Below are 12,195 nucleotides of genomic sequence, written 5' to 3'. Positions count from 1 at the left end.
CCTTTCGACGCGAGAACGAGCGCGCGGTTAGGCGAACTGGTTCATCGTGTTGTGCGCGCCGCCGGCCTTCAGAGCCGCCTCGCCGGCGAAGTATTCCTTGTGGTCGTCGCCGATGTCCGAACCGGACATGTTCTGGTGCTTCACGCAGGCGATGCCCTGGCGGATTTCCTTGCGCTGGACGCCCGCGACGTAGCCGAGCATGCCGGCGTCGCCGAAGTATTCCTTCGCCAGGTTGTCCGTGCTGAGCGCGGCCGTGTGGTAGGTCGGCAGCGTGATCAGATGGTGGAAGATGCCCGAGCGCTTGGCGCTGTCGCGCTGGAAGGTCCGGATCCGCTCGTCGGCCTCAGCCGCCAGTTCGGTGGCGTCGTAGTCGGCGCTCATCAGGCCCGCGCGGTCGTAGGACGAGACATCCTTACCGGCCGACTGCCAGGCGTCGTAGACCTGCTGGCGGAAGTTCAGGGTCCAGTTGAACGACGGGCTGTTGTTGTAGGCCAGCTTGGCGTTCGGGATGACTTCGCGGATGCGGTCGACCATCGAGGCGATCTGCTCGATGTGGGGCTTTTCCGTCTCGATCCAAAGCAGGTCGGCGCCGTTCTGCAGCGAGGTGATGCAGTCGAGGACGCAGCGGTCCGCGCCCGTGCCTTCCCGGAACTGGAAGAGGTTGGACGGCAGGCGCTTCGGACGCAGCAGCTTGCCGCCGCGGTTCAGGACCACGTCGCCGTTCTTCATGTCGGCGGGCGCGATCTCCTCGCAATCCAGGAAGCTGTTGTACTGGTCGCCGATGTCGCCCGGCGTGTGGCTGACCGCGATCTGCTTAGTCAGGCCGGCGCCCAGGCTGTCGGTGCGGGTGACGATGATGCCGTTGTCGACGCCCATCTCGAGGAAGGCGTAGCGGCAGGCGCGGACCTTCGCGAGGAAGTCCTCGTGCGGGACCGTGACCTTACCGTCCTGGTGGCCGCACTGCTTCTCGTCGGAGACCTGGTTCTCGATCTGCAGGGCGCAAGCGCCCGCCTCGATCATCTTCTTGGCCAAGAGGTAGGTGGCTTCCGCGTTGCCGAAGCCGGCGTCGATGTCGGCGATGATCGGGACCACGTGGGTCTCGAAGTTGTCGATCGCGTCGACCAGCTTCTGTTCCTTGGCCTTGTCGCCGGCCGCGCGGGCCGCGTCGAGGTCGCGGAAGAGGCCGCCCAGCTCACGGGCGTCGGCCTGCTTGAGGAAGGTGTAGATCTCTTCGATCAGCGCCGGCACCGAGGTCTTCTCGTGCATCGACTGGTCCGGCAGCGGGCCGAAGTCGGAGCGCAGGGCGGCAACCATCCAGCCGGACAGATAGATGTAGCGGCGCTTGGTCGAGCCGAAATGCTTCTTGATCGAGATCAGCTTCTGCTGGGCGATGAACCCATGCCAGCAGCCCAGCGACTGGGTGTAGTTGGCCGGATCGGCGTCGTAGGCAGCCATGTCCTCGCGCATGATGCCAGCGGTGTACTTGGCGATTTCCAGGCCGGTCTTGAAGCGGTTCTGTAGACGCATGCGGGCCACGGATTCGGCGCTGATCCCGTCCCAGGTTCCGCCCTTGCTCTTGATGAGCTGGCTCATCTCGATGATGTGGTCTTGGTACGCCATTGCCGAAGTTCCTAGTGCCGTGTGGGTGATGTGAACCATCGGCTACCTCCGCCGCGACGGCGTTGGGAGGGCCCACGCGGTCTAGGTGTCAAACTTTACAAACTTTCCGTGTAATGTTGTAAGGAATGACAAAGAGGGTGACATGCCCGCCGAACGTCGCATCTACGCCGGACCCAGCCTGCGCCGCCTCCGGCGCGACCGTGGGCTCACACAGGCCGACATGGCCGCCGACCTCGACGTCTCGGCCTCGTACATCGCGCTGCTGGAACGCAATCACCGGCCGCTCAGCGCCGAGGTGCTTGTGCGCCTGGCCCAGACCTACAAGGTGGACGTGGCGGCCCTCGCTGGTGACGGCGCGAATGACGACGCCGCGCGACTGCAGGCGGTGCTGAAGGATCCGATGTTCGCCGACATCGACCTGCCATCCCTGGAGGTCGGCGACGTCACCACCAACTTCCCCGGCATCACCGAGGCGCTGCTGCGCCTCTACACCTCATACCGCGAGGAACAGCTGGCCCTGGCGGATCGCGGAGCGGCGGCCGAAGCCGACGCCGGCGCGCGCGCGCCGGAGGCCTCGGACCCCGTCGCGGAATCCCGTCGTTTCCTGGAGGCGCGGCGCAACAGCTTCCCCAGCCTGGACGACGCCGCCGAACGGATCTCGCAAGCGGTCGCGGCGCACGACGGCTTCACGCCCTACTTCAAGGCGCGCCACAACCTTCGGGTCCGCCGCCTGCCGCCCGAGGTCATGGTGGGATCGACCCGACGTCTGGACCATCATCGCCGCGAGATCCTGTTGAGCGACGAACTGGACAACGCCAGCCAGACGTTCCAGCTCGCGCTGCAACTCGCCTATCTCGAACTCGGCGCCGACGTGGACGCGGTGGTCGCCCCGGGCGGCTTCGCCACCGACAGCGGCGAGCGTCTGACCCGCCGCGCCCTGGCCAGCTATGCCGCCGCCGCCATCCTGATGCCCTACACGGCCTTCGCGCGGGCCGTCGAAGCTCGCCGCTACGACGTCGAAGCCCTGGGGCGGCAGTTCGGGGCCAGCTTCGAGCAGGTGGCTCACCGGCTGACCACATTGCAGAAGCCGGGCCAGGAGCGGGTGCCCTTCTTCTTCATCCGCGTGGACGAGGCGGGCAACATCTCCAAGCGCCTGGACGGCGCAGGCTTTCCGTTCGCCCGGCATGGGGGCGGCTGCCCGCTCTGGAACGTGCACCAGGCGTTCCGAACGCCTCGGCAGATCGTCACGCAGTGGCTGGAACTCCCTGATGGTCAGCGGTTCTTCTCGGTCGCCCGCACCGTCACCGCCGGCGGCGGTGGCTACGGCCGGCCCAAGGTGGAGCGCGCCATCGCGCTGGGCTGCGCGGCCGAGCATGCCGATAAGCTGATCTACGCCCAGGGCCAATCGGCGGAGGGCCAGGCGGCGACGCCCATCGGTGTCACCTGCCGGCTCTGTCACCGCACGGAATGCACCGCGCGCTCGGCCCCGCCGATCGGGCGTTCGATCCTGCCGGACGATATCCGGCGGACCAGCGCGCCTTTTGGCTTCTCGGACAACTGACGCATTCGGAATGCCGTAAGGTCAAGCCGGGCGATGTAGACCCTTGGCGAAGCGGTGCTTTCGGGGTCAAAAGGGTGCTCATTCGGGGAACTGTGCGTCCATGGTCCAGCGAAGCGCGGCGGTGAAATCGACGGACCGGTTCGAGCGTAAGCGGGAAGCCATCCTCGACGCGGCGACGCGCATCCTGAACCGCAAGGGAATCAAGGGCCTGACGCTGGGCGACACCGCCGCGGCCGTGGACCTCTCGACGACCAGCGTCACCTACTACTTCAAGCGTAAGGACGACCTGGCGGCGGCGTGCATCACGCGCGGGATCGAGACGCTCCACGACCTCGCCGACCGGGCAGTGCGCGCGGCCACGCCAGCCGAGCGCCTCAGTGACTTCTTCACGCTCTATCTCGAGGCGCTGGCGGCCACCCTCGCCGGGACCGCGCCCCCGCTGCCGATCATCTCCGAACTGCGCGCGCTCACGTCGCCGCGACGCGAGGAGGTGGCGACCGCCTACGGCCGGCTCTTCCGCAAGACGCGCCAGATCTTCGACCATCCCGACCTGATCTGGATGTCGCGCGGCCGCCGGACGGCGCGCACACGCATGCTGCTGGAACAAGTGTTCTGGGGCGGAGCCTGGCTCGCCAAGTTCGACGCCGAGGACTATCCGCGCATCCACGACCGGATGGTGGACATCTTCCTGCACGGCCTGGCCCCGGAAGGCGCGGCGTGGGACCCGAAGCCGATGGCGATGGACAAGCTCGCGGCCCGCGATGGGCCGGAGCTCGCGCGTGAAACCTTCCTGCTGGCGGCCACGCGGCTGATCAACCTCCGCGGCTATCGCGGCGCCTCGGTCGACAAGATTTCGGCCGAGCTGAACGTGACCAAGGGCAGCTTCTATCACCACAATGAAGCCAAGGACGACTTGGTCGTCGCGTGCTTCGAGCGCAGCTTCGAGGTCATGACCCGCGCGCAGCGTCTGGCGATGGAGCTGCCGGGAAACCAGTGGGACAAGGTCTCGGCCTGCGCCGCCGCCCTGGCCGAGTTCCAGCTGTCGGACCATGGCCCGCTGCTCCGCACCAACGCGCTGACGGCCCTGCCCGAGCAGATGCGCCGCGTGATGGTCGAGCATTCGAACCGCGTTTCGGACCGTTTCGCCTCGATGATCTCGGACGGGATCGCCGAGGGCTCGATCCGGCCGGTGGACCCGTTCATCGCGTCCCAGATGCTGAACGCCACGCTGAACGCCTGCGCCGAGCTGGGCTACCTGGTCCCCGACGTGCGCCCCAAGGCGGCCGCCTCGGTCTTCGTGCGTCCGCTGCTCAAGGGCATCTTCGAGCGCTAGCCAGCGGCGCGCGTCTGCTCGGCTTCGCGCCTCGCCTCGATGTCTTCCGGCTCTTCTGCGTCAAGCCCCGCCAGCTCGCTGCGCGCCTCGCCGTGCGCGCGCAGCAGTTCGTCCAGCTTCGCCTGGATCGCCTGGGTGTCGCGATGGGCGGCGCGCTGAATGAAGAGCGTCATCACCCACGCGCCGAGGGCGGCTCCGCCATGCATGTCGAAGCTGCCGCGGTCGAAGATCAACCAGGCGGCCATGTAGACGGCCAGGGCCAGGAAGGCGATGGGCCGCGCCGTCAGGACGCCCAGTTCGGTGAGGCCGCGCCGGATAACATTCGATGCCATGCGGCGCGAACGTCCGGACAGCGGCGCCGTTCCGGTCAGCCGGCGGTGAGGATCACCTTGCCCACGTGCGCGCCGGCTTCGAGGTGGGCATGGGCGGCCGCGGCCTGCTCCAGCGGGAAGGTCGCATCGATCCGCGTCTTCAGCTTGCCGCCCGCGATCCACGGCCAGACGACCCGCTCGACCTCGGCCGTCAGCCGCGCCTTCTCGTCCGCGTCGCGGGGACGCAGCGTCGAGCCGGTGATCACCGCGCGCTTCATCATGATCGCGAAGATCGGGATATTGAGCATGCCGCCGCCCAGGGCGGCGATGAACACGATCCGGCCGCCGGTCTTCAGGGCCGCGAGATCCTTCGGCACATAGTCGCCGCCCACCATGTCGAGCACCACGTCGGCGCCGCCTTCGCGCGTCGCGACTTCGGCAAAATCCTCGTTCGTCACGTCGACGGCGACGTCGGCGCCGAGCGCGAGCGCCTGTTTCGCCTTGTCGGCCCCGCGCCCCGTGGCGATAACCTTCGCGCCGGCGGCCTTCGCCATCTGGATCGCGGTCACGCCGATGCCCGACGTCGCGCCGTGGATCATCAGCGTTTCGCCGGCCTTCAGCGCGCCGTGCTCGAACACGTTGGCGAAGACGGTGAAGACCGTCTCGGGAAGCCCCGCGGCCTCCTCGAAGCTAAGCCCTGCCGGGATCGGCAGCGCATGCCGCGCATCCACCACCGCATATTCGGCATAGCCCCCGCCGCCCAGCAGGGCGCAGACCTTGTCGCCGACTTTCCAGCGTCCCGCGGCCCTGGCGACCTCGCCGGCCACTTCCAGGCCCAGGGTATCCGGCGCGCCGGGCGGCGGCGGATAGGACCCTCCGCGCTGGACGATATCGGGACGGTTCACGCCCGCCGCGCGCACCTTGATCAGGATCTGACCCGGGCCCGGCTCGGGGATCGGCAACCGGACCGGCTTCAACGCCTCGGCCGGTCCCTTCCCACCCTCCACGGCGATGGCGGTCATGGTCTCGGCTTCGACGGGGCTGGTCATGGATCGTCCTGAAACTTGCGCAAATCGGCCTTTCCCGGTCAGATAGTCGTCCTGTCGGGGGACGGGAAGGAGGGTTCGACCATGGATGAACCTGCTGACGTCCGGCTCGGCCGCGGCCAGCGCCTGCTGGAGGCGGTACGCGAGGACCTGGATCTCTACGCCGTCTCCGAGCTGGAAGAGCGCCTCGAGATCCTCGAGGCCGAAGCCCGCCGCGTAAAAGCCCAGATCGACAAGAAATTGTCGGGCCGCGCCGCCGCCGACGCGCTTTTCGCCCCTCGCGCCAACTAGTCCGGACTGGCACAGCGGTTGCACGGGGACGTCGGCGCCGCGACGTTTCGTTCAGCGCGTGGAAACCCTATCCGGTGTAGAGTCATGTTGATGCAGGATATCCAGAGCCCCGATTGGCGTGACGACGTCATCCAGGACTTCGCTCGGTCCGAGCTGTTCGAGCGCACGTTCCAGGAAGGGATGGAGCTGGTCGAGGAGACCGCCGGATATCTGGACGGCGAGGGCCGCCAGGAATCCAAGCTGCTCTCGCGCAACGCCGCCCTGGCTTATGCGGCCGAAAGCATGCGGCTGACCACGCGGCTGATGCAGGTGGCCTCGTGGCTGCTGGTCCAGCGCGCCGTCCGCGAAGGCGACATGGCTCCGGCCGCCGCGTGCGAGGACCGATATCGCCTCAATGCCGAGGACGTGTCGCGCACCGCCGAGACCGACGCCGCGCGCGTCGAACTGCCCCGTGGGCTCACCGGCCTTGCCGACCGCGCCGAGCGCCTCTACGAGCGCGTCCGGCACCTGGACAAGCGCATGTATCTGGAAAGCCGGACCGCCGAACCGGCCAATCCGGTGCTGGGCCAGCTGGACCGCCTGAAGAGCGCCTTCGGCGGCTAAGCGGCGGATAACGGCCTTCTCCCGCAAGGGAAACGCACAACAAGAAGCGCCGCGAAGGTCACCCCTCGCGGCGTTTTGATTCTTACCCTGGATCCCCGCCTTCGCGGGGATAGGTCCAACCCGCCGGGCCTACTTGCGGGTGAAGGCGCCGAACTTGGCGTTGAAGCGCGAGACGCGGCCGCCGCGGTCGAGCAGCTGGTGACCGCCGCCGGTCCACGCCGGGTGGGTCTTCGGATCGATGTCCAGGTTCAGCGTGTCGCCTTCCTTCCCGTAGGTGGAACGCGTCTTGTAGGTGGTGCCGTCCGTCATCACGACAGTGATGAAGTGATAGTCGGGGTGAGTGTCTTGTTTCATCGAACGGGCGCCTGACGTATTGGAGCGGCCACATGCGGGCCGGCCGCCGGTGAAGGCGGGCGAAAAGGAAGCCGCGCGTATAGAGAAACGCGCGGGCAAATGCAAGGTGCGAGACGGATGAGCGAGCCGGGGCCAGAGTCCAATGCGCCCGGATCCCAGGTCGAAGGTCGGCCCAGCGCCGGTCAGGCCATGGCCCAGACGCTGGCCGAGGGTGCGGCGAAACGGGGCAAGAGCCGCAATGTGCGGGCGCTGAGCCGGCTTCAGCCGTTTCTCGCGGCGCATTGGGGACGAGCCCTCGCCTCGCTGGTCTTCCTGCTGCTGTCGACCAGCGCGACACTGGGGATGTCGGGCGCGATCCGCCTCGTCGTGGACAACCTCACCAAGCCCGGCCTGGACGCGGCCACCGTCGACAAGCGCTTCCTGGTTGTGGGCGCGGTGGCCGGCACGCTGGCCCTGGCCACGGCGCTGCGCTTCTACTTCGTCACCAGCCTGGGCGAGCGCGTCGTCGCCGACCTGCGCAAGGCCACCTACGGCCACATCCTGACCCTGGACCCGGCCTTCTTCCTGCAGACGCGCACCGGAGAGGTGCTCTCGCGGCTGACCACCGACATCGCCATCGTCGAGAACCTGCTGGCGACCTCGGTTTCGGTGGCGCTGCGCAACCTGCTGACCTTGATCGGGGCGCTGATCCTGCTGATGTTCGTCAGCGCCCACCTGACCACCCTGGTGCTGCTGACCTTCCCGTTCGTGCTGGCGCCACTGTTCCTGTTCGGCCGCCGGGTGCGCAAGCTGACCACCTCGGCCCAGGACAGGTTCGCCGACGCCGTGGGTTCGGCAGGCGAGAGCCTCGACGCCCTGGAGACCGTGCAGGCCTTCGGACGCGAGCGCGCCGCCGCCGAGCGCTTCGGCGGGGCCGTGGAACAGGCCTTCCGCGCCCAGATGCGGCGGATCACGACGCGGGCGGCCATGACCGCCGCGGTCATCGTGCTGGTGTTCGGCGGCATCGTCGGCGTCTTCTGGCTGGGCGTCCACGCGGGCCTGCGCGGCGACATCTCGTGGGGCGCCCTCTTTCAGTTCGCCTTCCTGTCGGTGATGGCCGCAGGCTCGGTCAGCGCGCTGGGCGAGACATGGGGCGACGTCCAGAAGGCCGCGGGCGCCATGGAGCGCGTCGGCGAGCTGCTGGACGCGCGACCGGGCGTGGCCGCACCGCCGAATCCGCAGTCTCTGCCCGTCCCGCCGCGGGGCGAGGTGGTGTTCGAAAACGTCACCTTCGCCTATCCTGGCCGCCCGGACCTGCCCGCGCTGACCGACTTCAGCCTGCACGTACGGCCGGGCGAGCGCGTGGCGCTGGTCGGGCCGTCGGGCGCCGGCAAGAGCACGGTCTTCCGCGTGCTCTTGCGCTTCTACGATCCCCAGGCCGGCCGCATCCGGCTGGACGGCGTCGACCTGCGCGACGCCGATCCGGTGGAGGTGCGTTCGCGCATGGCCCTGGTGGCGCAGGAGAGCCCGCTGTTCTCGGGCTCGGCGGCTGACAACGTGCGCTTCGGCCGCGACGGGGCCAGCGACGCCGATGTCCAGGCCGCGATCCGCGCCGCCCAGGCCGAGAGCTTCCTGGCGGCCCTGCCCGAGGGCCAGGACACCCTGGTCGGGGACCGCGCCCGCACGCTGTCGGGCGGCCAGCGCCAGCGCCTCGCCATCGCCCGCGCCCTGATCCGCGAGGCGCCGGTCCTGCTGCTGGACGAGGCGACCAGCGCCCTGGACGCCGAGAACGAGCACCTGGTGCAGCGCGCCCTCGACGAAGCCATGAAGGGCCACACCACCCTCGTCATCGCCCACCGCTTGGCGACCGTGCTCAAGGCCGACCGCATCGTCGTGATGGATCAGGGCCGCGTGGTCGAGGAAGGCACCCACCACGAGCTGGTGGCCAAGAACGGCCTCTACGCCCGCCTGGCCGCCCTGCAGTTCGAGGCGGCCTAGAGCCTGTCGGGTTCAGATGGAATCATCTGAACCCGATAAACAGGCTCGATCTCTATGATTTAGAGCGCATTTCAGGGGCGAAACCGGCATCCACTTTCGCCCAACGCGCTCTAGGCGCGCGCCTGCGCGGCCAGCCCCGGGAAGTCGCTGAACAGGCCGTCGACGCCGGCCGCGTAGATGGCCTTGAACACCGCGTCCACGTCGCCGTGCGCAGCGGGACCATCGCCGCGCTGCAGGCTCTTGGGCAGGAAGATGTTCTCGGCGCGGACCGTCCAGGGGTGGACCTGCAGCCCCGCCGCGTGGGCCCATTTCACCAGCTCGGTGGGCGGACCCAGCGCGCCGCCCGTCGTGGGGATCACCAGCGGCCATTCGGGGCCCAGCCCCTCGGCGAAGGCGGCGACGGCTTTCACCCCGGCCTCGGATTTCACGTCGACCGGCGCCGGACCCTGGCCGACCAGCATGACCCGGCGGCTCTGCACCAGCTTGCCGATCGCCTTCAGGGGCTCGACCTCGAAGCACTGCACGAAGACCGGCGCGCTCCTCGTGGCCAGGCCATTCTTCTTCAGCGCATCCGCCAGACGGACCTCCAGTGACAGGCCGATCCCTGCGAAATAGGTCGGATGCTTCATCTCGGGATAGGTGCCGATGGTCCGGCCGACCCGCTTGCCCTCGGCCTTCGCGAGGTCGACGACCTCCTGGTAGGTCGGGATGGCGTACAGGCCGTCGAACTTGGCGCTGCCTGGCCGCAGCTGCGGCAACCGCTCGCGGGCCCGCAGCGTCTTGAGCTCGGCCAGCGTGAAGTCCTCGGTGAACCAGCCGCTGATCTTCTGCCCGTCGATGACCTTTTCGGCCTTGCGGGCGGCGAATTCGCTCCGGCTGGCCACGTCGGTCGTGCCGCCGATCTCGTTCTCGTGGCGCACCACGAGGTGGCCGTCCTTCGTCGCGCAGAGGTCCGGTTCGATGAAGTCGGCTCCCTCGTCGATGGCGAGGGTATAGCCCATCAGCGTGTGCTCGGGCCGCTCGCCGCTGGCGCCGCGGTGCGCGATGACCAGCGGGCGCTTCGGCTGGGCGAAGGCGGGCGCCGCCGCGGCGGCGAGGGCAGTGGCGGCGAGGGTGCGGCGAGTCAGCATCCCTCGACCTTAGCCTCTATTTTGCGGCAGTCAGACGACTGACGATCTGCGGGTGCAGCTCCAGGTTCGCGGCGACCACCGAGCCCGTGCCGAGGACAGCATCGCCGCCATCGGCGTCGGTGACCTTGCCCCCCGCTTCGGAGACCAGCAGCATCCCGGCGGCCAGGTCCCACGGCTTCAGATCGCGCTCCCAGTACCCGTCGAAGCGCCCGGCGGCGACCCAGGCCATGTCCAGGGAGGCCGCGCCGAACCGGCGGATCCCCGCCACGCGCTGGGTCATCTGGTGCAGTTCCTTCAGGAACTTCGCGTGCTGGCCGTGGCCGAGGAACGGGATGCCGGTGGCCAGCACCGCCTCGTCCATATGCTTGCGCGCCGCCACCCGCAGGCGATGGTCGTTGACGAAGCAGCCCTTGCCCTTCTCGGCCCAGAACAGCTCGTTGGTGATCGGGTTGTAGGTGACCGCCGCCACCACGCCCACCTCGGCGCGCTCGAGCGCGATGTTGATGGCGAAGTGCGGGATCGCGTGCAGGAAGTTGGTGGTGCCGTCCAGCGGGTCGACGATCCAGGTGTGGGTCTTGTCGGTGCCCTCGATCAGGCCCCGCTCCTCGCCGTGGAAGCTGTAGCCCGGGCGCGCCTTGGTCAGCGCCTCGAAGATCACCTGCTCCGCCTTGAGGTCGGCGGCCGAGACGAAGTCGGCCGGCGCCTTCTTGGCCACCTGCAGCTCGGCGAGTTCGCCGAAGTCACGATTGAGCCCGCGCGCGGCCTTGCGCGCAGCGTCGCTCATCACCTTCAGGAGGGCGGATTGGGTGCTCACGGTTTCAAAAGATCTCGGGCGGGGATAGAGGGCGCGGAACCTAGTGTCGGGCCGTTGTGAAAGCAAGGAGAGTCGGATGACCACCGCCGTCGAACGTGTCGCATCCTGCTGGTGCGGCGATCTCGCGGTGACGATGCAGGGCGATCCGATGCTGGTGTCGAGCTGCTGCTGCACGCGTTGCCAGCGGCGCACGGGGGGCTTCTTCGGTGTGACGGTCTACTACCGGCCGGGCCAGATGGTCGCGCAGGCGGGCGCGGTGCGGACGTTCCACCACCCCGAGGGATCGACCACCTTCCACCTCTGCCCTCGCTGCGGCTCGAACATCTGGTGGGTCCCGGACGAAGAGGACGACGTCATCGGCGTGGCCGGCGGCGCCTTCGCCGACCCGACGCTGCCGTCGCCCCAGCGGATGGTGTTCACCGCGACACGTCATCCCTTCGTGTGTGCGCCAGAAGACGTGCCCGAATACGAGGGCGCGGCGGACTAGCCTCGGTCCGCGAGCCCCGCGGCGATCTCGGCGTTCAGGGCCTTCACGGCGGCCGCCGGACCCTCGCCGTGGCTCCAGACGCCCGCCGAGACCGCCAGGAAGTCGGCCCCGGCCGCGGCCAGGCCGCGGGCGTTCGCGGCGGTGATCCCGCCGATGGCGACGCAAGGAACCTCCATCGTCTCCTGCCAGATCGTCAGGATCTCCGGATCGGCGCGGGTGGGCGCATCCTTGGTGGTGGTCGGGAAGAAGGCCCCGAAGGCCACGTAGTCGGCCCCAGCCTCGGCGGCCTCCATCGCCAGGTGCCGGCTGTCGTGGCAGGTGACGCCAACCATGCGGTCCTTTCCGACCAGCCGACGCGCCTCGGCGTAGCTGGCGTCGGACTGGCCCACGTGCACGCCATCGCAGCCGAGGCGGGCGGCGAGGTCCGGCCGGTCGTTCAGGATCACGGCGAGCCCGCGCGCCTGGGCGATGGGCATCAGGGTGTCGACCGCGGCGGCGATGATCTCGTCGCCGACGTCCTTCAATCGGATCTGAAGGGCCGCGACGTCCCCTGCGTCCAGGGTGTGGCCCAGGACGTGCCCGAAGGCGGCGAGGTCGTCCAGGCGCGGCGGGGTGATCAGATAGAGGCGGCAGAGCGGCGAAGCCATGTCCCTACATACACAAGGCCG

13 protein-coding genes are annotated in these 12,195 nt (G+C 68.8%); 6 read left to right on the top strand and 7 right to left on the bottom strand.

Annotated features, from left to right (window positions below; translation table 11 throughout):
* Window positions 1-27 precede the first annotated feature (27 nt).
* Window positions 28-1,620, bottom strand: coding sequence for an isocitrate lyase (locus ACODSY_RS02230; RefSeq protein ID WP_488949996.1), 1,593 nt, complete (start codon window positions 1,618-1,620; stop codon window positions 28-30).
* Between the two features lie 142 nt (window positions 1,621-1,762).
* Between ACODSY_RS02230 and ACODSY_RS02225 the strand changes: the two genes are divergently transcribed.
* Together ACODSY_RS02225 and ACODSY_RS02220 are read left to right on the top strand one after the other, a co-directional pair.
* A complete protein-coding gene (locus ACODSY_RS02225) occupies window positions 1,763-3,181 on the top strand; it encodes a helix-turn-helix domain-containing protein (RefSeq protein WP_488949995.1) in 1,419 nt (472 codons plus the stop codon).
* Window positions 3,182-3,281: 100 nt separating this feature from the next.
* On the top strand, window positions 3,282-4,514 hold the full coding sequence (locus ACODSY_RS02220; RefSeq protein ID WP_488949994.1) for a TetR/AcrR family transcriptional regulator: 1,233 nt from the start codon (window positions 3,282-3,284) through the stop codon (window positions 4,512-4,514).
* Here the strand turns inward: ACODSY_RS02220 and ACODSY_RS02215 are convergent.
* Window positions 4,511-4,846 (bottom strand): low affinity iron permease family protein, encoded by a 336-nt coding sequence (locus ACODSY_RS02215; RefSeq protein WP_488949993.1) that lies wholly within the window; start codon window positions 4,844-4,846, stop codon window positions 4,511-4,513. The genes ACODSY_RS02220 and ACODSY_RS02215 overlap by 4 nt on opposite strands.
* A 35-nt stretch (window positions 4,847-4,881) precedes the next feature.
* On the bottom strand, window positions 4,882-5,874 hold the full coding sequence (locus tag ACODSY_RS02210; protein WP_488949992.1) for an NAD(P)H-quinone oxidoreductase: 993 nt from the start codon (window positions 5,872-5,874) through the stop codon (window positions 4,882-4,884).
* Window positions 5,875-5,955: 81 nt separating this feature from the next.
* Here ACODSY_RS02210 and ACODSY_RS02205 point away from each other — a divergent pair, with 81 nt between their 5' ends.
* Window positions 5,956-6,162 carry a DUF1192 family protein gene (locus ACODSY_RS02205; RefSeq protein ID WP_488949991.1) on the top strand — a complete coding sequence of 69 codons (207 nt, stop codon included), beginning with the start codon at window positions 5,956-5,958 and terminating at the stop codon, window positions 6,160-6,162.
* A gap of 90 nt (window positions 6,163-6,252) precedes the next feature.
* The gene (gene rcdA, locus ACODSY_RS02200) at window positions 6,253-6,765 is read left to right on the top strand and encodes a protease adaptor protein RcdA (protein WP_488949990.1); all 513 of its coding nucleotides are present in this window, start codon (window positions 6,253-6,255) and stop codon (window positions 6,763-6,765) included.
* A 129-nt stretch (window positions 6,766-6,894) separates the two neighbouring features.
* On the opposite strand, the gene rpmE is transcribed toward rcdA, so the two are convergent.
* Window positions 6,895-7,119 carry a 50S ribosomal protein L31 gene (gene rpmE, locus ACODSY_RS02195; RefSeq protein WP_488949989.1) on the bottom strand — a complete coding sequence of 75 codons (225 nt, stop codon included), beginning with the start codon at window positions 7,117-7,119 and terminating at the stop codon, window positions 6,895-6,897.
* A gap of 117 nt (window positions 7,120-7,236) precedes the next feature.
* On the opposite strand from rpmE, the gene ACODSY_RS02190 reads away from it, so the two are divergent.
* Window positions 7,237-9,096 (top strand): ABC transporter transmembrane domain-containing protein, encoded by a 1,860-nt coding sequence (locus ACODSY_RS02190; protein ID WP_488949988.1) that lies wholly within the window; start codon window positions 7,237-7,239, stop codon window positions 9,094-9,096.
* A gap of 110 nt (window positions 9,097-9,206) precedes the next feature.
* Here the strand turns inward: ACODSY_RS02190 and ACODSY_RS02185 are convergent, their stop codons facing one another.
* Together ACODSY_RS02185 and ACODSY_RS02180 are read right to left on the bottom strand one after the other, a co-directional pair.
* Window positions 9,207-10,226 (bottom strand): glycerophosphodiester phosphodiesterase, encoded by a 1,020-nt coding sequence (locus tag ACODSY_RS02185; protein WP_488949987.1) that lies wholly within the window; start codon window positions 10,224-10,226, stop codon window positions 9,207-9,209.
* Window positions 10,227-10,242: 16 nt separating this feature from the next.
* Complete coding sequence (locus tag ACODSY_RS02180; RefSeq protein WP_488949986.1) at window positions 10,243-11,040, bottom strand: inositol monophosphatase family protein; 798 nt, start codon at window positions 11,038-11,040, stop codon at window positions 10,243-10,245.
* Window positions 11,041-11,116: 76 nt separating this feature from the next.
* On the opposite strand from ACODSY_RS02180, the gene ACODSY_RS02175 reads away from it, so the two are divergent.
* A complete protein-coding gene (locus ACODSY_RS02175) occupies window positions 11,117-11,527 on the top strand; it encodes a GFA family protein (protein ID WP_488949985.1) in 411 nt (136 codons plus the stop codon).
* Here ACODSY_RS02175 and thiE read toward each other — a convergent pair.
* Window positions 11,524-12,174 (bottom strand): thiamine phosphate synthase, encoded by a 651-nt coding sequence (gene thiE / locus ACODSY_RS02170; RefSeq protein WP_488949984.1) that lies wholly within the window; start codon window positions 12,172-12,174, stop codon window positions 11,524-11,526. The two genes, ACODSY_RS02175 and thiE, sit on opposite strands and share 4 nt — an antisense overlap.
* Window positions 12,175-12,195 lie beyond the last annotated feature (21 nt).

The organism is Phenylobacterium sp. FG114 (genome assembly GCF_057809855.1).
Note: the sequence above shows the minus strand (reverse complement) of the source record. Positions and strands in the feature narration are given on the sequence as shown.